This window comes from Photorhabdus heterorhabditis (assembly GCF_001280945.1).
GTDB lineage: Bacteria > Pseudomonadota > Gammaproteobacteria > Enterobacterales > Enterobacteriaceae > Photorhabdus > Photorhabdus heterorhabditis.
Map to the genome: position 1 here is coordinate 1 of NZ_LJCS01000059.1, position 22,002 is coordinate 22,002.

At 40.0% G+C, this 22,002-nt stretch carries 17 protein-coding genes and 1 pseudogene; 6 read left to right on the forward strand and 12 right to left on the reverse strand.

Translation table 11 applies throughout. The features are described from left to right. From AM629_RS23575 to AM629_RS16820, 4 genes and pseudogenes are all read left to right on the forward strand, one after another. Positions 1–116: pseudogene (locus AM629_RS23575) on the forward strand (IS630 family transposase); the annotation flags it as partial. A 307-nt stretch (positions 117–423) separates the two neighbouring features. Next, the gene (locus AM629_RS23995) at positions 424–570 is read left to right on the forward strand and encodes a hypothetical protein (protein WP_161804239.1); all 147 of its coding nucleotides are present in this window, start codon (positions 424–426) and stop codon (positions 568–570) included. A 78-nt stretch (positions 571–648) separates the two neighbouring features. Next, a complete protein-coding gene (locus AM629_RS16815; RefSeq protein WP_054480410.1) occupies positions 649–1,533 on the forward strand; it encodes an MFS transporter in 885 nt (294 codons plus the stop codon). Next, positions 1,523–3,286, forward strand: coding sequence for an ABC-F family ATP-binding cassette domain-containing protein (locus AM629_RS16820; RefSeq protein ID WP_054480411.1), 1,764 nt, complete (start codon positions 1,523–1,525; stop codon positions 3,284–3,286). Before AM629_RS16815 ends, AM629_RS16820 begins: the two co-directional genes overlap by 11 nt. Positions 3,287–3,438: 152 nt before the next feature. Here AM629_RS16820 and oppF read toward each other — a convergent pair whose 3' ends face one another. The 7 genes from oppF to AM629_RS16855 all read right to left on the reverse strand — a co-directional run bounded on the left by oppF (position 3,439) and on the right by AM629_RS16855 (position 11,998). Next, positions 3,439–4,440 carry a murein tripeptide/oligopeptide ABC transporter ATP binding protein OppF gene (gene oppF, locus AM629_RS16825; protein WP_054480412.1) on the reverse strand — a complete coding sequence of 334 codons (1,002 nt, stop codon included), beginning with the start codon at positions 4,438–4,440 and terminating at the stop codon, positions 3,439–3,441. Beyond that, on the reverse strand, positions 4,437–5,435 hold the full coding sequence (gene oppD / locus AM629_RS16830; RefSeq protein WP_054480413.1) for an ABC transporter ATP-binding protein: 999 nt from the start codon (positions 5,433–5,435) through the stop codon (positions 4,437–4,439). Before oppD ends, oppF begins: the two co-directional genes overlap by 4 nt. 9 nt (positions 5,436–5,444) lie before the next feature. Continuing rightward, the gene (oppC, locus tag AM629_RS16835) at positions 5,445–6,353 is read right to left on the reverse strand and encodes an oligopeptide ABC transporter permease OppC (protein ID WP_054480414.1); all 909 of its coding nucleotides are present in this window, start codon (positions 6,351–6,353) and stop codon (positions 5,445–5,447) included. Between the two features lie 14 nt (positions 6,354–6,367). Then, positions 6,368–7,288, reverse strand: a complete 921-nt coding sequence (oppB, locus tag AM629_RS16840; RefSeq protein WP_054480415.1) for an oligopeptide ABC transporter permease OppB — start codon at positions 7,286–7,288, stop codon at positions 6,368–6,370. Positions 7,289–7,374: 86 nt separating this feature from the next. Beyond that, complete coding sequence (oppA, locus tag AM629_RS16845; protein WP_054480416.1) at positions 7,375–9,015, reverse strand: oligopeptide ABC transporter substrate-binding protein OppA; 1,641 nt, start codon at positions 9,013–9,015, stop codon at positions 7,375–7,377. A gap of 135 nt (positions 9,016–9,150) precedes the next feature. Next, positions 9,151–10,788: an ABC transporter substrate-binding protein gene (locus AM629_RS16850; RefSeq protein ID WP_054480417.1), complete on the reverse strand. Its 1,638-nt coding sequence runs from the start codon at positions 10,786–10,788 to the stop codon at positions 9,151–9,153. A 565-nt stretch (positions 10,789–11,353) separates the two neighbouring features. Next, positions 11,354–11,998, reverse strand: coding sequence for a YchE family NAAT transporter (locus AM629_RS16855; RefSeq protein ID WP_054480418.1), 645 nt, complete (start codon positions 11,996–11,998; stop codon positions 11,354–11,356). Positions 11,999–12,407: 409 nt separating this feature from the next. Here AM629_RS16855 and adhE point away from each other — a divergent pair, with 409 nt between their 5' ends. Continuing rightward, entirely contained in the window at positions 12,408–15,068 is a 2,661-nt protein-coding gene (gene adhE, locus AM629_RS16860) for a bifunctional acetaldehyde-CoA/alcohol dehydrogenase (protein ID WP_054480419.1), read from the forward strand. 122 nt (positions 15,069–15,190) lie between these two features. Here the strand turns inward: adhE and AM629_RS16865 are convergent, their stop codons facing one another. Continuing rightward, positions 15,191–15,799, reverse strand: coding sequence for a thymidine kinase (locus tag AM629_RS16865; RefSeq protein WP_054480420.1), 609 nt, complete (start codon positions 15,797–15,799; stop codon positions 15,191–15,193). Between the two features lie 641 nt (positions 15,800–16,440). Between AM629_RS16865 and hns the strand changes: the two genes are divergently transcribed. Beyond that, positions 16,441–16,845 carry a histone-like nucleoid-structuring protein H-NS gene (hns, locus tag AM629_RS16870; RefSeq protein ID WP_054480421.1) on the forward strand — a complete coding sequence of 135 codons (405 nt, stop codon included), beginning with the start codon at positions 16,441–16,443 and terminating at the stop codon, positions 16,843–16,845. Positions 16,846–17,142: 297 nt separating this feature from the next. Here hns and AM629_RS16875 read toward each other — a convergent pair whose 3' ends face one another. The 4 genes from AM629_RS16875 to rssB form a co-directional block, all read right to left on the reverse strand. Then, positions 17,143–18,156, reverse strand: a complete 1,014-nt coding sequence (locus AM629_RS16875) for an NAD-dependent epimerase (RefSeq protein ID WP_054480422.1) — start codon at positions 18,154–18,156, stop codon at positions 17,143–17,145. A gap of 8 nt (positions 18,157–18,164) precedes the next feature. Then, positions 18,165–19,508, reverse strand: coding sequence for a UDP-glucose dehydrogenase family protein (locus AM629_RS16880; protein ID WP_054480423.1), 1,344 nt, complete (start codon positions 19,506–19,508; stop codon positions 18,165–18,167). A gap of 23 nt (positions 19,509–19,531) precedes the next feature. Next, positions 19,532–20,455 (reverse strand): UTP--glucose-1-phosphate uridylyltransferase GalU, encoded by a 924-nt coding sequence (gene galU, locus AM629_RS16885; protein ID WP_054480424.1) that lies wholly within the window; start codon positions 20,453–20,455, stop codon positions 19,532–19,534. A gap of 491 nt (positions 20,456–20,946) precedes the next feature. Then, positions 20,947–21,972, reverse strand: coding sequence for a two-component system response regulator RssB (rssB, locus tag AM629_RS16890; protein ID WP_054480425.1), 1,026 nt, complete (start codon positions 21,970–21,972; stop codon positions 20,947–20,949). Positions 21,973–22,002 lie beyond the last annotated feature (30 nt).

Here is a 22,002-nt window from a genome sequence, read left to right on the forward strand (position 1 = left end):
GAAATCATAGCTGTCAATTTATGTGGCAGTTGATTAATTATGTTGATGCCTTTTTGGCATCGTTTTCATCACAGCAAAAACCAGGAAGACAAAGAATGGGTGTAGCACTATTATGAAACCTTATTTATGCACTAAAGCACAACATTCCAATTATCTATGGAGCAGTTGGTTATGATATCGTTAGTGCAGGGCCCTTGCTAGACAACACATCATCTATAGAAAATTAGATATCATCAATATCAGAATACAAAAAAATAAAAGCCACTACAATTAAAGGCTCTATCGCTTCAACTAATTCTTTACTTGCATCAATATTAGCGAATAGCATCATTAGCTATTTCTACCCTTTTGCTCCTGTAGAATTACTCAACAAAAGAAAAGTATTAAATCCTACGAGTTTAGAACTAATTGGAGAGCAATATTATGACTGTCACTAAACGCGAACTTTTTTCTATCATAATTAATAAAGATGTGATAGATTTTCAGGTTGATCTCTGGAACAAATATCAGCAATCTAGCTTAAATTCAATTAATTGTGATACTGCTTTGCTAGATAATAAAGGAAAATAATGGAAAGAAAAAGTAAAATTATACTCATTAAAAAATAAGAGTAAATATGACCATATCATAAAATTAATCAGCAGCAATATGGTTGAACAAAATGATAGCTTATCACAATTCGAATATTGTGATAACGAATGGACATATAAAAAGACTCTAGTGGCAATAAATAACATTTGTATGAGTAATGAAAATTTATCTTATGCAATGAATTTGTATATTAATGATATTTTGATTGTGAAATGTGATAATTTTATCGCATCCTCTTCAATTAAATTTCTCGGAACCATTATTATAGCACCCAAGAAACACTGGAAAATAATTGATTATATGGAAAATTTAATTCATGAAATGTCTCATATTGATCTGTATATCAAACAATTAGTAGATCCATTAGTAATATCAAAAAATTTAATAAAAAGTCCATTTAGGAACTATAATAGGCCAGTAATAGGTGTATTAATTTTAATGACTGTTCCAATTTTGTTGGTTCCTTACACCAATGAAGTATTACATGCTGGTACAGATACGTTTGCCGCTCTCGAAGCACTGTATTCAGCTGGCGTTCTGCTTGGTGGCTTCTTCTCGCCTATTTTATGCCGCATAATATCCATGAAGAGCACCATTTTTTGCCTGTTGGTAATAATGGCATTTTCATTATTTTTCTTATCAAAAAACTCAAACACCTTTTTGGCATATCCTATTTATTTCCTGGTTGGGTTTGGTTTATCCAGCTGGGCGCTATCAATTACCCTGGCTCAAATAATGAGTGATCCAGCCTATCAAGGGAGACTACAATCAACGTTCAATGGTCTATCCGGCATAGGCATATTAACCATATACTTATTAATGAATTACCAGGGTAAAAATATTGATGTCCAAAACATCTATTTTTGGGAATTCTTACTGGCTATTTTTGCTGCAATATTTGTGATTTTTTTCAGGAATAAAGAGGCTGTTCATGAAAAATAAGAATCAAACATTCATTACTGCTGAAAATATACATTACCACAGCTCAAAAAACGATCTGTTTAAGGGGTTGTCTGTATCGTTAAACCAGAATGATAAAGTAGGTCTGATCGGGTTTAATGGCTCTGGCAAATCTACTTTGCTAAAAATTATTTCTAAAAACCTTTCGCCTAATAGCAGTACAGTAACACATGCCAATAACCTGAAATTCTATATGATTGAGCAACATTTTCCCGATTCTTTATTGGATTTCAGTCTACTAGACGCTACATTATCCGTGTTGCCTTGTGATGAACGTTATTCCAGTGGCTGGAAAGCTGAAACTGTACTTACTGACATTGGTTTCAGAAGTGAGCATTTTCATATAAAATGTTCAAACTTGAGTGGTGGACAAAAAACGAAAATTTTGATTGCACGGGCTTTGCTTCTGGAACCAAATACTCTTTTACTAGATGAACCATCCAACCATCTTGATTTACCCACTATGCTTTGGCTTGAACAATTTTTATCAACCTGGAAAGGGTGCTTAATCACCGTGTCACATGACCGTAGATTGCTAGACAACGTAACAAATTGCAGCTGGATTATTTCCAATAATACCCTTTATAAATACGGCTATCCATGTAGCAATGCACTAATCGAACACCAAAAACTTGAAGACACCTTACAATTACAACATGCCGCTGAAGAGCAAGAGATACGCCGACTTGAATCAAGCGCAAAACAGTTGGCTATATGGGGTAAAAACTATGACAGTAACAGCCTTTCCAGAAAGGCTCAATCTATGTTTAAAAGAATTGATAAATTAAAAGAGCAACAATGCGAAACGATAGATGACTATCCTTGGTATTTAACATTCCTAGGGAGATCTCTCCCCGCCAACAAGATTATTGATATAAATAATTTTAATGTCCAACTTAAAAACAGCACATTAAAATTATTCAATATTACTGACTTTACCGCAGCATCAGGTGATCGTATTGCCATTCTTGGTGAGAATGGATGTGGGAAATCTACCTTTTTAGAATATGTTTGGCATAATTATGTTACTCTTGCTGATAATACTTCAGAAATCCAGATCCATCCTAAAGCAATAATGGCCTATTACGATCAGGCGTTAAACAGACTCGATGATAAATATTCATTAATTGATGCTTTAATAATGTACTGTGATTTTGCTGGCGTATCAGTTGATAATGAAACCTGCAAGAAAGCGTTAATAAAAGCCGGATTCACCTATAACCGTTTATTTTCCAAGATTGAAACATTAAGTGGTGGCGAAAGAGCTCGTGTCCTATTATTGGGAATATCTCTAATTGATAGTCATATCATTATGCTGGACGAACCAACTAATCATCTCGATTTTATTGGCAAAACTGAGCTGGCAGAACAACTTCGAGCATATCGAGGAACTCTCATTTTGGTTTCCCATGATCGTGAGTTTCTGGAAAAAGTGTGTAACCGTTTTTTTGTCATCAATAACGGTAAACTTATCGAGTACAACGATTCAAATTCAGCTTACAAAAGTATGTACTCAGACTCGTCTATCAATAATCACTACGAACCCCAAAATTCATCAGTTCAGTCTGTGCCAGTTAATGACAAGAACGACGATGAGTTATTAAAACGCCTTTTTGTGCTTGAAGAATTATTGCAAGAAGATAAAAGACGAAAGAATAAGCATCAAAAACCGGCTCTTCAAGCTATTTGGCATAAGGAAATCAATGAAATCAATAAATTACTGAATTTGAATTGATTACGGCTAAACCAGCGAGAGTTGCTAATCTAGATGTATGCCTGAATCCCAAGCAGAACCAAAAAAACAACTCTCATATTTATGGTTTATAGAGATGCCTCAATGTAAAACCCAGTGAGGCACACTATCTAATATGACAACGTCACCAACCATCACAATGGATCAACTTTCAAACAAGACACCGCATGGCGGAAACTTCCCTCCATCAATGGTCGGGTTTTAGCGCATTCAGGATCTGCCATCGGGCAACGTGTACGAAAAACGCATCCTGACGGCGGATTAATGGGTGATGGTAATTCTCCTTCCAACAGCTCAATGTGTTTATTTCGCTCTTTATCTGGATCAGGCACGGGTACCGCCGACATCAACGCTTTGGTATAAGGGTGCTGTGGATTATGATAAACCTCATCATAAGTTCCCAGTTCCACCGCATGCCCAAGGTACATTACCAATACACGGTCAGATATGTGTTTAACCACAGCAAGATCATGAGCAATAAAAATCAGCGACAATCCCATTTCACGCTGTAATTCCTGTAACAGGTTAACTACCTGAGCTTGAATGGATACATCAAGTGCGGATACCGGCTCATCACAAATCACTAGTTTAGGTTCAAGGATAAGCGCCCGTGCAATCCCGATACGCTGACACTGACCACCAGAAAATTCATGAGGGTAACGGTTAATCAGGTTAGGCAATAATCCAACCTTCATCATCATTGCGCTTACCCGGTCTTTGATTTCCAGCCTTTTCATCTTGGGATGATAAGTACGCAATGGCTCAGCGATAATATCGCCTATCGTCATTCTCGGATTCAACGATGCTAATGGGTCCTGAAATATCATCTGGATATCACTGCGAATATCTCGCCACTGCTTATCATTCATATCCAGCAGATTTTGCCCCAACCAAGTTACTGAACCACCAGAAGATTTAACCAATCCGATAATTGCACGAGCAAAAGTCGATTTTCCACAACCGGATTCACCAACCACACCAAGGGTTTCGCCTTCATACAGCCTCAATGTGACACCATCGACCGCTTTCAGCGTTTTTGCTGGTTGCCAGAACCATTGTTTACCATCTTTAATATCAAAGTGAACTTTCAGATCTGCTACTTCCAGCAGCACGCGTCTTTCTTCAATCGGATTCATACCAATTCTCCCGGTGCTTTAAAACAAGCTCGCAAGCGCCCGTTGCCAAAGGTTTCTAATTTTGGTTCACAATCCACGCAATGACTTACTGAAAACTGGCAGCGTGGCTGGAACGGACACCCTTTCGGCAACCGCAATAAGTTGGGCGGATTCCCCGGGATCGTTATCAATGATTCTTCATGACCATCAAGACGGGGAACAGCACCAAGAAGACCAATAGAATAAGGATGAGTTGGTTGATAAAACACGTCACGGGCTGAACCATATTCCATCGTTCTCCCTGCATACATTACGAGCACTTTGTCACAAATACCTGCCACGACACCCAAATCATGGGTAATCATAATAATCGCGGTATTAAATTCCCGTTTCAACTCATTCAAGAGGGTCATAATCTGAGCCTGAACCGTTACATCAAGTGCGGTTGTCGGTTCGTCAGCAATAAGTAATTTTGGTCGGCATAACAATGCCATTGCGATCATTACACGTTGACGCATACCACCAGAAAATTCATGAGGATACATGCTCATACGCTTACGCGCTTCCGGCATTTTAACCGCATCCAACATCCGAATTGACTCAAGATACGCTTCACTTTTACTCATATGTTTATGCAACATCAATACTTCTGTCAGCTGATCACTGACGCGCATATAGGGATTGAGAGAAGTCATTGGGTCCTGAAATATCATCGATATTTCTTCCGCTCTCATACGGTTTAGTTCTTTTTCTTGCAGATTAAGAATTTCCCTGCCATTAAAAATAGCAGAGCCGCCAGTTTTCCCGTTTCTGGCAAGCAATCCCATCAGAGCAAAAGCTGTTTGTGATTTCCCAGAACCAGATTCCCCTACGATCCCCAATGTTTCCCCGGCCCGTAAATCAAAATTTAACTTATTCACTGCGGTAACATCCCCTTCCGGGGTGCTAAAAGTCACGTTCAAATCTTTAACAACCAACAACGGCTCAGAGCTATTCTGGTTTTTAACGCTGTTCATGTTACCTCCTTAACGATCTTTCGGATCGAGGGCATCACGCAAGCCATCGCCGATAAAGTTAAAACAAAACAGTGTCACCACCAGAAAACCGGCTGGAAACAACAGCAACCACGGGGAAACTTCCATCGAATTCGCACCATCACTTAACAATGCTCCCCAACTGCTTAACGGTTCTTGAGTTCCCAATCCCAGAAAACTAAGAAACGACTCAAACAGGATCATGCTTGGTACTAACAAAGATGCATAAACCACCACCACCCCCAATACATTAGGGACGATATGGCGCAACACAATGTGACGGGTTGATACACCACACACCAGCGCTGCTTCAATAAACTCCTTACGTTTCAAGCTCAGCGTCTGACCGCGGACAATACGTGCCATATCCAGCCATGACACCATACCGATAGCGACAAATATCAGTAAAATATTCTGCCCAAAGAAAGTCACCAATAGGATCACAAAAAACATGAATGGAAATGAGTTAAGAATTTCCAACATACGCATCATAACTGAATCGGTTTTTCCACCCAGATAACCGGATAATGATCCATATAAGGTTCCGACGACTACCGCAACCAAAGCGGCTGCCACCCCAACCATCAATGAAATGCGCCCCCCAATGGCAACACGCACCAGCAAATCACGACCGGAAGAATCTGTACCAAAATAGTGACCTGATTCAAAATCAGGTGGCATCGACATCATAGCCCAGTCAGTATCATCATAAGTAAATTGCGCTAACATCGGTGCCAGGATCACAAACAAGGTAATCAAAGATAACAAACACAAGCTGGCAATCGCCGCCCGGTTGTGAATAAAACGACGTCGTGCATCCTGCCATAAACTACGACCTTCAACTTCCAGTTGCTCAGAGAAATTTTCCAGAGCTTCGCTGTTTTGTTTATTTACTATCATTGCGCGCTCCAGTTTTAATAACGGATCTTCGGATCGATAACGGCATACAGCACATCAACAATCGCATTGAACAGAATAGTCAGGCCACCAACCAAAATAGTTAGGCTTAATACCAATGAATAGTCACGGTTCAATGCTCCATTAACAAACAACTGCCCTATTCCCGGCAAACCGAAGATCGTTTCAATGACCATCGAACCAGTGATAATGCCGACAAAAGCAGGTCCCATATAAGAAATAACCGGTAACAATGCGGGCTTCAAAGCATGGCGGAAAATAATGATGCGCAATGGCAACCCTTTGGCTCGCGCAGTACGAATAAAGTTAGAGTGCAGCACTTCTATCATTGAACTACGGGTAATACGGGAGATACTGGCAATATAAGCCAAAGACAATGCCACCATTGGCAATATCATGTACTTCGGTGCTCCGCCATTCCAGCCTCCTCCCGGTAGCCATTTAAGGTGAATAGCAAATACCAGCACCAGTAACGGTGCCACAACAAAGCTTGGGATAACAACCCCCGTCATGGCGAAACCCATCACTGTATAATCCCACTTTGTATTCTGATTAAGTGCAGCAATCACCCCAGCACTGACTCCCAACACAACCGCCATAATAAATGCCGCAGCACCTAACCTGGCAGATACCGGAAATGCCACGGCGACCAGATCGTTAACGGTATAATCCTTATATTTAAAAGAAGGCCCAAAATCCCCCTTAGTAAGCTGGATTAAGTAATCAAAATATTGTTTATAAATTGGATCATTTAGATGATATTTCGCTTCAATGTTTGCCAGTACTTCTGGTGGCAACTTCCGTTCACCGGTAAATGGACTGCCTGGCGCCAACCGCATCATGAAAAACGAAATAGTAATGAGAATCAAAAGTGTCGGGATCGCCTCTAAACAACGACGTAAAATAAATTTAAGCATTGTCCGTTCCTATGTGTTGGCCCTTAACCCTGGCCTTAAAATAATCTGCCACTAAAAGCAGCCATTTCCAGGCTGCCCTACAACCATTAGTGTTTGATAATATAAAGCTCTTTGGTGCGTAAATTACCCAAAGGATCTTTCCCTGTATAGCCGCCAACATAGGGCTTCACTAACCGGGTATTCACATAGTAGTAAAGGGGAACAATAGCCGAATCTTTATCTAGTTGCTCTTCTGCTTTTTGGTAAACGGCGGTACGCTCATCATCAGTTTTTACTTGCAGGGATTCTTTCATCAGTTTATCAAATTCACTGCTCTTATAATGAGCCGTGTTATTACTACTATAAGAAATCATTGAATTTAAGAATGAAGAAGGTTCGTTATAATCAGCGCACCAGCCCGCACGAGCTACGTCATAATTGCCCTGATGTCGGGTATCAAGAAACGTTTTCCACTCTTGGTTTTCTAAACGAACATCAGCTCCTAAATTCTTCTTCCAAATAGAAGCTACCGCAATGGCGATTTTTTTATGTAGATCAGAGGTGTTGTAAAGCAAGTTAAACTTCAATGGATTATCTTTAGTATAGCCAGCTTCAGCCAGTAATTTTTTGGCTTCCTGGTTGCGCTGTTCCTGACTCCAACCAGTAAACCACACTGGCTTTATTTCTTTCATACCATCAGTAAACGGCGGTGTATAACCTGAAGCCGGGATATCACCCTGTGCTTTAACTTTATTGGTCACAATGTCTCGATCCATAGCCAATTTCAGTGCAGTACGGACGCGGAGATCATTAAATGGGGGTTTTTCGTTATTAATTTCGTAGTAATAAGTACATAAAAGTGGGCTAATGCGTAATTCGTCCGGGATCTCTTTCTTCAGCTTCTGGAATAGCTCAATCGGCAAGTTGGTATAAGTCATATCAATTTCACCACTGCGATAACGGTTTACATCCGTTACTTCTGAGGAAATTGGCAGGAAAGTGACCTGATCAATAATCGTATTTTTGTTATCCCAATATGTCGGGCTACGCTCCATCACAATACGCTCATTGACTATCCAGTTTTTCGGTTTGTAAGCTCCATTGCCGACAAAATTCTGTGGCTGAGTCCATTTCTCACCATACTTTTCCACTGTAGCTTTATGCACCGGCGACATGGGTGAATGAGCCAAAAGTTTTACCAAATAGGGAACCGCTTCGCTCAATGTTAGCTGTAATGTATAGTCATCTAGCGCCTTTACACCCAGAGTGTCCGGTTTCTTTTTACCACTGATAATGTCATCAATATTCATGATATGAGCATACTGGAGAAAACTTGTATAGGGAGAAGCCGTATTGGGATCAGCCAGACGTTGCCAACTGTAAACAAAATCCTGAGCAGTGACAGGGTCACCATTAGACCACTTAGCATCTTTGCGCATATGGAATGTCCAGACGGTGAAATCTTTATTTTCCCAACTGATTGCAGAACCCGGCAAAATTTCACCATTTGGTCCAACAACAGTAATGCCTTCGAACAGATCGCGAGACAAATGTGACTCTGGCACCCCTTCAATCTTATGCGGGTCCAGCGATTGCGGTTCAGAACCGTTATTACGAACTAAAACCTGTTTATCCGCTAATTGAACACCATCAGGCACTTGTGCAGCAAAGACCTGACTTGCCATTACCATACTCAGTGCAGCGCTAATGCTGGCAGTAAGTAATTTCTTTTTAGTTGTGTTTATCATCTTTTTCTACTCCAATTTTACATCGCCAGACTTTTATAAGTTGACGGCCCAGAAATAAGGGGCGGATTATCACCTGCATTCAAAAGGAACGATTTTGTTTGCAGGACCAGTAACTCTTTTGAGTAAAACTAGTGTCTAGTTTTTTATCATATACAGTCGCTTAATATCCATATAATCCAATGGGTCTTTCCCTGAAAACCCTCCCACTGATGGGCTGACAAGCCGTACACTCACCCGGTAATAAACGGGAATCAATACCGAGTCTTTATCGAGTTGAAATTCAGCCTGCTGGTATAATTTCTTACGCTCAACAGCATCTTTAGTGATTAACGCCTGCTCCAGATAGTCGTCGAAATTTTTATTCTGATAGAAAGTCGTGTTGTTACTGCTGCTTGAGAGCAGCATATTTAAAAATGCAGTAGGTTCATTGTAATCAGCACACCAAGTCGCTCTGGTCACCTCATAATTCCCCTCATGGCGGCTTTCGAGAGAGGTTTTCCATTCCTGATTTTGTAAAATCACATCAGCTCCCAGATTCTTTTTCCACATAGAAGCTGCGGCAATAGCCTGTTGTTTATTTTGATCCGATGTGTTGTATAACAATGTGAACTTCAGAGGATTTGCTTGATTAAAACCAGCCTGCGCCAATAATTCTCTGGCACGTTTATTACGCTGTTCCTGTGTCCAGTTAGCCCACTCTGGTTTAGAAAAATCGCCCCCCCCAATAAACGTTGGTGTAAAACCATAAGCGGGTATTTGCCCCTGCCCCATAATTTTTCTAGCAATAATATCTCTGTCGAGGCTTAACTTGACTGCTTCACGGACTCTCACATCAGTAAATGGTGGCTTTTTATTATTAATCTCGTAATAAAATGTACAAAGATAAGGACTAACGCGAACCTGATCAGAGATATCTTTCTTCATTTTCTGATACAGATTAGGAGGAATGGCGTTGTTGGTTATATTTATTTCCCCACTACGATAACGATTAATACCGCTAGTTTCCGACTGAAGAGGCAAAAGAGTAGCTTGTTCAATCACTGTCTTCTCGTTATTCCAATATTGTGGGTTACGCTCAAGTACTATTCGCTCATTCACCACCCACTCTTTCAACCGATATGCCCCATTTCCCACATAATTTTCTGGCAGTGTCCATTTATTGCCAAACTTTTCGACGATATCCTTTTTCACGGGTTTCATTGCTGTATGACTGAGCATATTGACAAAATAAGGCACAGGATGCGTCAAAATAACTTGTAAACGATGGTCATCTAGCGCTTTAACACCCAACTGATCGGGAGATTTTTTACCCTTCAGAACATCATCAATGTTTTCAACGTAAGCATATTGAAGGTAACTGGCATAAGGTGATCCCACATTTGGATCAGCCAATCGTTGCCAGCTATACTCAAAATCGTGTGCAGTGACCGGCGTTCCATCACTCCATTTAGCGTTATCACGCAGATAGAAAGTCCATACCGTGTCACCTTGATTTTCCCAATGGCTTGCAACTGCCGGAACGATTTCCCCTTCGGGACCGGTACTCACCAACCCTTCTAATAGATTAAGAATAATGTTGGTTTCCGGCACACCTTCAACTTTATGTGGATCAAGTGAGGCAACTTCTACGCCATTATCTACAGTAATCTGCTGTTGATCGGCAAGTTTCACCCCCTCTGGTACCTCAGCAGCAAACACCGCCGTAACAGGAAATGCCAATAATAAAAATATATTGGAAACAAACTTATATAATTTTAATTGTTTGATCTTCATTTCTTTCCTCCAGATTTAGTGAATCTTCTCATTCACTCTGCATATATCCCATAAAGACTGGCATCTTCGCGTTATACACCCCAAAGTAAAATACTTACGGATTAAATATTAAAGACTGCTTATCATACCAGTTGTTAAATATTCCTTTCATATTGCAAAGATTGACCTTACAAACAACTTATTACAACCTATTACATTAATTGGCAAAAGATCCCAAATCACACAACAATACATTGATATATAAAGATTTTTACACAATATGATTAACTAAAACAGGATATAAAGGTAAACCCAAATGAAAATAAACATAATTTTAACAAATTGCAATCAATGCAAATTAAAAACCTACATTCATCACAAAACCATGGTGGAAGCAGCCAGTTACACATTGTATAAACAGACCAGAATAATTTAAAAAATATTGGATTATTTGTATAAAATTCAGGAAGTACCGATAAAAAAAACGAGAAAAGATGATAAAACAAGCTTTATCATAAAAATGATAAGAATATTATAATTTATAATTTGACTAGAAAAAAATTCACCTCTTTTCTCGCAAGTCGTATCAGATTAGCCCCGGAAATAATGCCCTAATCCCTGTCACAATCAGCTCGATTCCTAAAGACATCAACAACAGCCCCATAATACGGGTGATAACGTTAATTCCCGTCTGCCCAAGGTATTTGACCACTAAAGGAGCGGCTCGAAATAATAACCAGCAGCAAAAAGCAAACAACGCGCTGGTTAGCGCAAGTCCAATAAAATTTTGCCACCCCTGGTAGCGAGAACTCCAAACAATACAAGAACTGATTGCACCAGGACCTGCCATTAACGGTAATGCCAATGGCACAACCCCGACACTCTCTCTGATCGCTGTTTCTGATTTTTCCTGCTTATTTTGCTTATCTTCCCCAAGCTTACCGTTAATCATCGACATAGCGATAGTCACAACAAGAATCCCACCAGCAATACGGAAAGAATCAATGGAAATACCAAACATACGCAGGATCGAATCACCTAACAGCAAAGCTGTCCATAAAATGATGGCAACAGAAATATTGGCTATAAAATTAGTTTTATTACGGGCAGATTGAGTCTGGTAATGAGTCATGCTAATAAAAACCGGCAAGATACCAACGGGATTAACTAGCGCAAACAATCCAACAAAAAACTTAATGTAACCAGGAAGATCCAGTAGCAAGTCACTCACAAATAACTCCTCATTGAGCTACGCAGTATTAGTAAGTCTGTTTCCATATGGTCATCCACCAGAATATTATGGAAAACTTAATTTTTTCTTTACATTATACCGATAAGATTTCGGTTTCTATCCACTATAACCCATTTTTTAATTAATAATTTCTTATATAAAAAGTTGTTTACTCGATATTTTCGCCAAGTTAATAACTTAATCTTATTCACTCTTTTGCCATTCAATTCATATTATCACCCATCAAAGCTGAAAGGAGTCAGCTTTGCATTTGTGTGATTAAGATCAATATATATTTAATACCAAATGGTAACCTGTAGCTATCATAAAATCACCAGACTAAATAGTCTGTAAAATACTTTTTTACCTAATATTAAAGATTTTTAATATTTATCAGGAGTCGTTTTTTATGACTGTAACTAATGCTACTGAACTGAATGAAATGGTTGCCAGAGTAAAAAAAGCGCAACGTGAATTTGCTAACTTCTCTCAAGAACAAGTTGACAAAATCTTCCGAGCTGCCGCTCTTGCGGCAGCCGATGCACGTATTCCTTTAGCAAAATTAGCCGTGACAGAATCGGGTATGGGTATTGTCGAAGACAAAGTCATCAAAAATCACTTTGCCTCCGAATACATCTATAACGCATATAAAGATGATAAAACTTGTGGCATTTTGTCCGAAGACCAAACATTCGGCACTATCACTATTGCTGAACCTATAGGCTTAATTTGCGGCATCGTGCCAACCACTAACCCAACATCTACAGCTATTTTTAAGGCGCTAATCAGCCTGAAAACCCGTAACGGTATTATTTTCTCACCACACCCACGAGCTAAAAAAGCAACCAACAAAGCCGCTGAATTGGTCCTACGTGCTGCAATTGAGGCCGGCGCACCTGAAGATATTATTGGCTGGATTGATGAACCCTCTGTTGAACTTTCTAATGCGTTGATGCACCACCAGGATATCAACCTGATCCTCGCTACCGGTGGCCCAGGTATGGTAAAAGCGGCATACAGCTCAGGTAAACCCGCAATCGGCGTTGGGGCGGGTAACACCCCCGTCGTCATTGATGAATCAGCTGATATTAAACGTGCCGTTGCATCTATTCTGATGTCCAAAACGTTTGACAACGGCGTTATCTGCGCTTCAGAACAGTCCGTTATCGTAGTGGATTCTGTTTACGAACAGGTACGTGAACGATTCTTTACTCACGGCGGTTATTTGTTACAAGGCAAAGAGCTGCAAGCTGTTCAGGATATTATCCTGAAAAACGGTAACCTGAACGCAGCAATTGTTGGTCAGCCTGCAACTAAAATTGCCAAAATGGCAGGCATCCATGTTCCTGAAAAAACCAAAATACTCATTGGGGAAGTCAGCCAGATTGATGAAACTGAACCTTTTGCTCACGAAAAACTGTCTCCACTGCTCGCTATGTACCATGCAAGCAGTTTTGAAGATGCGGTAGAAAAAGCAGAAAAACTGGTTGAAATGGGCGGTATTGGTCACACCTCCTGCCTGTATACCGATCAAGATAATCAAGCAGCAAGAGTCAAGTACTTTGGCGACAAAATGAAAACAGCACGCATCCTGGTGAATACACCCGCATCTCAAGGTGGTATCGGTGATCTTTACAACTTCAAACTTGCTCCATCTCTAACACTAGGTTGCGGTTCCTGGGGAGGAAATTCCATCTCCGAAAATGTGGGGCCAAAACATCTCATCAACACCAAAACCGTGGCGAAGAGAGCAGAAAATATGTTATGGCATAAACTTCCAAAATCAATTTACTTCCGTCGGGGTTCCCTACCTGTCGCATTAGGGGAAGTGGCAACCGATGGTGCAAAACGGGCCTTTATCGTAACAGACCGTTTCTTATTCAATCATGGTTATGCTGATCAAGTCACTGATGTGCTGAAATCCCACGGGATAGAAACAGAAGTTTTCTTTGAAGTTGAAGCTGACCCGACATTGAGCATCGTTCGTAAAGGTGCTGAACAAATGCATTCATTCAAACCAGATATCATTGTTGCACTAGGGGGGGGTTCTCCAATGGATGCCGCCAAAATTATGTGGGTAATGTATGAACACCCTGAAACGCATTTCGAAGAATTAGCCCTGCGATTTATGGATATCCGTAAACGCATCTACAAATTCCCGAAAATGGGCATTAAAGCTAAAATGGTAGCAATTACCACAACTTCCGGCACAGGCTCTGAAGTGACACCATTTGCCGTTGTCACTGATGATACCACCGGTCAAAAATATCCATTGGCTGACTATGCCCTGACTCCAGATATGGCTATCGTTGATGCTAATCTGGTAATGGATTTACCAAAATCACTGTGTGCTTTTGGTGGCTTGGATGCTATCACCCATTCTCTAGAAGCTTATGTATCTGTGCTGGCAAACGAATACTCTGACGGACAAGCACTTCAAGCACTAAAACTACTAAAAGAATTCCTTCCAGCCAGCTATCACGAAGGTGCAACTAATCCTATTGCCCGTGAACGGGTTCATAATGCTGCAACCATTGCTGGCATTGCATTTGCTAACGCCTTTCTGGGCGTATGTCACTCTATGGCACACAAACTGGGTTCTGAGTTCCATATCCCGCACGGCCTTGCTAACGCATTGCTGATTTGTAACGTTATCCGTTATAACGCTAACGATAACCCAACTAAACAGACTGCATTCAGCCAATATGACCGTCCACAGGCACGCCGTCGTTATGCTGAAATTGCAGATCATCTTGGCTTATCTGCTACCGGGGACCGTACCGCAACAAAAATTGAAAAACTGCTAGCATGGCTGGAAGAGATGAAATCTGAACTGGGTATCCCAACCTCTATCCGCGCCGCCGGTATTCAGGAAGCGGACTTTTTAGTAAAAATTGATAAATTGTCTGAAGATGCTTTCGATGACCAATGCACTGGCGCGAATCCTCGCTATCCTCTGATTTCTGAGCTGAAACAACTCTTGTTGGATTCATACTATGGACGTGAATTCACAGAAACAACTGTCACACAGGAAACAACAGAGCCAGCACAAAACCCGGGCAAAAACTAACCATCAACTAACTTAATATCACTTAAAGGGTGCTGATATCAGTACCCTTTAACTCATGCCATAAAAACGCCGACTCAATCCTAATAAGCCCTCAAACGTCCTCTGGAAGCTTTAAAAAATTATTAACTACCGCTGTATTTTCGTTTTTCCTTAGCTTCATTGATAACATCCGTATAGTGTTTGCGGCAAACAGACACATATTTTTCATTACCCCCGATATCAATCTGCTTACCATCATAAATGGCCACACCTTCACTATCAAAACGTAATACACGGCTTGCTTTACGTCCACAATGGCAAATAGTTTTCAGCTCAACCAACTTATCAGCCCATGCCAAAAGATATTGGCTACCGCTAAAAAGCTCCCCTCTAAAATCAGTTCTCAACCCATAACATAGGGCAGGAATATCATCGTAGTCAGTCACTTTACACAGCTGTTCAACCTGTTCTTTTGTAAGAAACTGACATTCATCAATCAACACACAATGCACTTTCTCCCGCTTATTTTCATTTCTGATCAACTCACCTATATCCGTCTGTTGGCTAAACAGGAGTGCACCAGCGGATAATCCAATCCGAGAACTGACTTTTCCTTTTCCAAACCGAGTGTCAATTTCTGCGGTAAAAATCAGCGTCCTCATCCCCCTCTCATTATAGTTATATGAAGACTGCAACAGAGATGTCGATTTTCCAGCGTTCATTACAGAGTAATAAAAATAAAGTTGAGCCATAGGCCCTACCCCTTAACAAAATTTATAAAGCCATATAGTCAGATGAGTTTACCATAAACTTTAGTAGTGATTATCCATCTCAGTAAGCTACATCCGTTGATATCGTAAAATATTTAGCTTAGTGATGTCTTAATCATTCATGATCATTATTACATCACATGGGCAATTAAGACTCATCTGCGTGGCAAATGCTCATGTTTAAATTAAGCAAATGAAAGATTGATTGATTTGTTGCATATTGTATGCAAATTAATAAACTGCGTGATTTACTGTCAGAAAATGACAACAGAAAATCAAGGATAACTCATGGATTAGTCATAAGTTTTTTTAAACTTAGTATTATTCTTCCTTAACTGGTATGATAAGAAACAGTTAAAATTACTTACCGATTTAGTATATAGATGGTTTATAAATTAGAGAGATAATCATGTACCCTCTTAAAGGTACTTTGAACATGTTATTGGTGAATGACAATCAAAATAGCTGTATAAAAAGCGCTATATAACTTTTGTAAAGAAATTACGTTTAAAAAAAAGAGTCATTTTATCGGAATATGAGAAATTGACTATTGCAGAAAATAAAATAGCATTCTATTATTATATCCACATCAGCCATCATCATTATAATTTGAGACCAGGACAATGAGCGATTTAAAAACCTTAAATAACATCCGTACTTTACGAGCTCAGGCAAGAGAATGTGACCTTGAGTTCTTAGAAGAAATACTAGAAAAACTGACCGTCGTTGTTGAAGAACGCCGTGAAGAAGAAAGTCTGGTACAAGCGGAATTAGAAGAACGCACACGTAAATTGGAAGAAGTTCGTAAAATGATTCTTGAACAAGGAATTGATCCAAGCGAATTGCTCCAAACAATGAGTACTGGCAAATCTGCTGGTAAAACAAAACGTGCTGCACGTCCAGCTAAATATCAATATGTTGATACAAACGGTGAAACTAAAACCTGGACTGGCCAGGGACGTACACCAGCTGTTATCAAAAAAGCAATTGAAGAGGAAGGTAAAACTCTGGAAAGCTTCTTGCTGTAACTTGTTGTTTTTGAATTGATTTAATTAAAAACACCCTTTCAAAATAGAAGGGTGTTTTTATTATTTAAATTGTTTAAATAACAAAAGAATTAACAGCTATCATATCAATTTGTTTGAGTATCATTGACAAGGATTTAATCAAGTTGTGCGTTTTTGTATCATTCTTTTGTGATAAAGCAGAGCTAGTTGTAACCTAGCTAATGCCAAGGCAAATAATAATCAAACAGACACAACTATTTACTTCTTTTGGTAACTGTCGTTGATCCAATAGAAAAGGAGCCAACTGGCTCCTTTTCCTTATTTAGATTTATGATAAAAACTCAAATACCACTCTACGAACTGCTTCACACCATGCCTGACCGAAGTATTGGGTGCAAATCCTATTCTTTGAAAAATGTCACTGGAATCGGCACAGGTCGATAGAACATCACCATCTTGCATAGGCATAAAATTTTTCTTGGCCTGAATGCCTAATGACTCTTCTATCGCTTCAATAAAATCACCTAATCTAGTTGGTTGACCATTACCAATATTATAAATACAGTAAGGAGCAGAACTGGTAGATATTTGCCCATCCTCAACCACCCAGCTCTCATTTGGCACAGGAATGATGTCTTGTAATCTGATTATTGATTCAACGATATCATCTATATAAGTAAAATCTCTAACCATATTGCCGTGGTTATACACATCAATAGGATGCCCTGATAACATAGCCTTAGTGAACTTAAATAAAGCCATATCAGGACGCCCCCATGGGCCATATACGGTGAAAAAACGCAAACCTGTCGTTGGCAACTGATAAAGATGAGAATAACTGTGAGACATTAATTCATCTGATTTTTTAGTTGCCGCATATAACGAAATTGGATGATCAACAGAATCGTTTGTAGAAAACGGTTGCTTTCTATTTAGCCCGTAAACTGAACTGGAAGAGGAATATAATAAATGCTCAACATTATTATGACGACAAGCTTCCAGTATATTGATATGCCCTATTATATTCGAATCAATGTAAGCCATTGGATTCTGCAATGAATAGCGAACACCAGCCTGAGCCCCCAGATGGATAACCCGCTGAAATTGATGTCGCTCAAAAAGATCGGGAATAGCTATTCTGTCAGCTAAATCCAGTTTTTCAAATTTAAAACCTGGCTTGCCAAGTAATAGGTCTAACCGTGCCTGCTTGAGATTCACATCATAATAGTCATTAAGGTTGTCGATACCTACAACCTCATACCCCATTTGCAATAACCGCTGACTCACATGGAAACCAATAAAACCAGCAGCACCTGTCACTAAGAGTTTCATCGTATTACTCAGATAACTGGGTTAATGGATGCACCACGACCAATCCCATAATAAATAAAACCTCGGGATTGCAGGCGTTCAGGATCATAGAGATTCCGGCCATCAAAGATAACCGGGGTCTTAAGAGACTCTTTGATGACATCAAAATCCGGTGCACGGAAACTTTGCCATTCAGTACAAATAATCAGGGCATCCGCTCCCTTAAGAGCCGCCTCTTTAGTACCCATTAATGACAAATCATCACGTTGACCATAAATACGTTGGGCTTCCTGCATAGCTTCAGGATCGTAAGCCTGTATTTTTGCACCGCCCTGCCACAATGTTTCCATCAAAACACGACTTGATGCTTCACGCATATCATCGGTATTCGGTTTGAACGCTAATCCCCAAACAGCAAATGTCTTACCGGATAAATCTTCACCAAAGTGACGTTTTACAAAAGAAGGTAATTTACTCTTTTGCTGTTCATTCACTTGTTCTACCGCATGAAGAATTTTAGGCTGATAACCAATTTGCTCCGCAGTACGAATTAACGCCTGTACATCTTTCGGGAAACAGGAGCCACCATAACCACAACCCGGATAAATAAAATGATAACCAATACGAGAATCAGAACCAATTCCTTGACGAACATGTTCAATATCAGCTCCCAGCATTTCAGCTAAGTTAGAGATCTCATTCATAAAGCTGATTTTTGTTGCCAACATACAGTTTGCGGCATATTTCGTCAGTTCTGCGCTGCGGATATCCATCACAATCATACGATCATGATTACGGTTAAATGGTTCATACAATTCACGCACCAGATCAATGACTCTTTCGTTATCACACCCAATAATGATTCGCTCAGGACGCATACAATCTGCAATAGCGGCCCCTTCTTTCAGGAATTCTGGATTAGAAACCACATCAAATGGAATATCAAGATTGCGCTGACGCAGACTCTCATTGACAACAGCATTAACTTTATCGGCAGTACCAACAGGAACCGTGGATTTATCGATAATAACTTTATAACTCTCCATGTACTCCGCTATAGTACGGGCAACAGCGGTTACATATTTCAAATCTGCTGAACCATCTTCATCAGGAGGCGTACCTACAGCAATAAACTGTAATTTACCGTGTGCAACACCAGCCTTTGCATCTGTACTAAAATTCAGACGGCCTTCTTCATAATTCTTCTTAACCAGCGGTGCCAAGCCAGGTTCAAAAATAGGGATCTGACCATTTTTCAAGTTTTCAACTTTATTTGCATCTACATCAATACAAAGTACATCATGCCCTACTTCAGCTAAAACCGTAGCCTGCACCAAGCCAACATAACCAATACCAAATACCGTAACTTTCATATGATACCTAAATTTCCGCAAAATTATTCTTTAGTCTGATTCTGTAAAGCCACTAGCCCTAACCAATCAGTAAACTCTTTGCCTAACTCATAGTGTTTCATACCATACCGAACAAACGCCTGCATATATCCAAGCTTATTGCCACAATCATGGCTTAAACCCTGCAAGTGGTATGCTTCCACGGATTCCTCTTCCATTAACATAGCAATCGCATCGGTAAGTTGAATTTCATCGCCGGCCCCTGGTGCTGTTTTTGCCAATAACGGCCAAATTCTTTCAGACAGCACATAACGGCCAACAATAGAAAGGTTTGATGGTGCTTCTTCCGGTTTAGGTTTTTCAACTACACGTTTGATTGGCTTACTATCACCTGGTTGAAGACTTGCTCCCTGGCAATCAACAACACCATAACTGGAAACTTCTTCATGAGGCACAGGCTCTACTAATATCTGGCTGGCACCGGTTTCATTATAACGAGCCAACATCTCACTCAGATTATATTTAGTTAGGTCTGTACTATACTCGTCAAGAATAACGTCAGGGAGTATCACAGCAAAAGGTTCATCACCAATTAAAGGCTTCGCACATAACACAGCATGTCCTAACCCTTTAGCAATTCCCTGCCGGGTTTGCATAATAGTGACATGGCTTGGGCAAATAGACTGAACTTCATCCAATAACTGACGTTTCACCCTTTTTTCAAGGATCGCTTCCAGCTCAAAACTGGTATCAAAATGGTTTTCGATTGAATTTTTCGATGAATGAGTAACCAAGATAATTTCATTAATGCCAGCGGCAATACACTCATTAACAACGTACTGAATAAGGGGCTTATCCACTAAAGGTAGCATCTCTTTAGGAATCGCTTTCGTGGCGGGTAACATTCTGGTTCCTAATCCCGCGACGGGAATAACGGCTTTCTTAACTACTTTGTTTACTGATGGCATTAATCTTATCTCCTGCTGTTTTTGGTTGAAACAAATCCGTCTTCAACTCAAAATCAGTGCTAACTCTTTCAGAACCTATTCCAATAAAGCATTATTATCTCTCACATATACCTGTTACCTTTCAAGTTGCCTCTTTGTTGGCTGCACTCACTCACCCCAGTCACAGAGTTATCTATGCTCCTGGGGATTCGCTCCCTTGCCGTCGCGATGCATCTTGAAATCTATTGGGTATAGTACGCCGCTTCACTCGCTCTTTTTGGACTAGATTAAGCACGTCCAAAAGCCAGTGCTTTTATCTAAGCACTAGCAAATCCACTTTTTACTACAAAGAACAGCCAATAAATATAGCCTAATGAGATAGGTTCCAGACGTAATGGGCTGAGTATACCAGCTAATTCTATCCGATAAACAGCACCGTAATGTTTAATTACATCACCGTGACTTGATGTTTAATATCTGCTTTTTTAAGCAAAATGTCACTCTGGTAATATTCATCTGGAACACATTGAAGAAAGCATCAATTTTATTTGACTATCTGTATTCCAAATCCGGCATTGCCATTCAGCACTATGAGAACAAACTTGGTTCGAACAAATCGTTCGCAATGTTCCAAGCGGAACACCACTATCTAATTGAATTTGGCGATTACCCGATTTAATACTGGCATGTAACCCCGCAGAAGTAAGCAAAACCGTTTTATTAACGGTATGATAATACCCGAGCAACAGTGGAAATTGCCCTTGTAGCCCTGCATTCTCCAACAAGTTATTAATCCTGTTCAAAATACCTGCCATGCTGGGTAAACGCCGAGAATGATGGATGATATGTTCTTGTAATAAGCTATTAAATACAACTCTTAGTAATAATGCTGAAATCACACCATACTCTTTTGAACGGCTAATATCCAGACAATAAAAAGCTAATTCATTATCAGACAATGCAGCCATATCGAGAATTAACCCTGGTTTATCAATCATATTTAATTTTCGGTAATTGACCCTACAGTGAGCAATCACCTGTGAAACCGGGGGTTGCAACTGCTTAAGCATATTTAATGCTTCATCTGAATTATGTTTTAACGTTAACCAATCTTTATTCAAATTATTCTGCTCAATCGCACCGGACATAAAGACCGCAGGATGCAAATAGGCCAACACAGCCTTTTTGATCTCATTGAGATCTGAAACGGGTTTTAATAAAACATCTTTTGCACCTAAACGAAGTACTTCATCAACTTCTGCCATCTTGTTGGTTGCTGAAATAATAATAACTGGAATACTCACACCCTCATTAGTCAATTTGGCAACAAATTCAATACCATTCATAACCGGCATATCTAAATCACATAAAATAAGTTCAATATGCGCTTCGCTTCCCAGCATCTGTAATGCAACAGCACCATTAGATGCAACCAACACCCTAGCACCCAACGTTCGCAAATACCCTGCCAGCAAAGAACTAAAAACAGGTTCATCCTCTACAATCAAAATTTCTTTGCCTGCCAGTGCTTTTTCCATAAACGCGCTCCCTTACCTTAATATTGCGAC

Coding starts and splice junctions, on each gene's coding strand:
- AM629_RS23995 (WP_161804239.1), top strand. CDS start 424: ATGACTGTCACTAAACGCGAACTTTTTTCTATCATAATTAATAAAGAT.
- AM629_RS16815 (WP_054480410.1), top strand. CDS start 649: ATGGTTGAACAAAATGATAGCTTATCACAATTCGAATATTGTGATAAC.
- AM629_RS16820 (WP_054480411.1), top strand. CDS start 1,523: ATGAAAAATAAGAATCAAACATTCATTACTGCTGAAAATATACATTAC.
- oppF (WP_054480412.1), bottom strand. CDS start 4,440: ATGAATCCGATTGAAGAAAGACGCGTGCTGCTGGAAGTAGCAGATCTG.
- oppD (WP_054480413.1), bottom strand. CDS start 5,435: ATGAACAGCGTTAAAAACCAGAATAGCTCTGAGCCGTTGTTGGTTGTT.
- oppC (WP_054480414.1), bottom strand. CDS start 6,353: ATGATAGTAAATAAACAAAACAGCGAAGCTCTGGAAAATTTCTCTGAG.
- oppB (WP_054480415.1), bottom strand. CDS start 7,288: ATGCTTAAATTTATTTTACGTCGTTGTTTAGAGGCGATCCCGACACTT.
- oppA (WP_054480416.1), bottom strand. CDS start 9,015: ATGATAAACACAACTAAAAAGAAATTACTTACTGCCAGCATTAGCGCT.
- AM629_RS16850 (WP_054480417.1), bottom strand. CDS start 10,788: ATGAAGATCAAACAATTAAAATTATATAAGTTTGTTTCCAATATATTT.
- adhE (WP_054480419.1), top strand. CDS start 12,408: ATGACTGTAACTAATGCTACTGAACTGAATGAAATGGTTGCCAGAGTA.
- AM629_RS16865 (WP_054480420.1), bottom strand. CDS start 15,799: ATGGCTCAACTTTATTTTTATTACTCTGTAATGAACGCTGGAAAATCG.
- hns (WP_054480421.1), top strand. CDS start 16,441: ATGAGCGATTTAAAAACCTTAAATAACATCCGTACTTTACGAGCTCAG.
- AM629_RS16875 (WP_054480422.1), bottom strand. CDS start 18,156: ATGAAACTCTTAGTGACAGGTGCTGCTGGTTTTATTGGTTTCCATGTG.
- AM629_RS16880 (WP_054480423.1), bottom strand. CDS start 19,508: ATGAAAGTTACGGTATTTGGTATTGGTTATGTTGGCTTGGTGCAGGCT.
- galU (WP_054480424.1), bottom strand. CDS start 20,455: ATGCCATCAGTAAACAAAGTAGTTAAGAAAGCCGTTATTCCCGTCGCG.
- rssB (WP_054480425.1), bottom strand. CDS start 21,972: ATGGAAAAAGCACTGGCAGGCAAAGAAATTTTGATTGTAGAGGATGAA.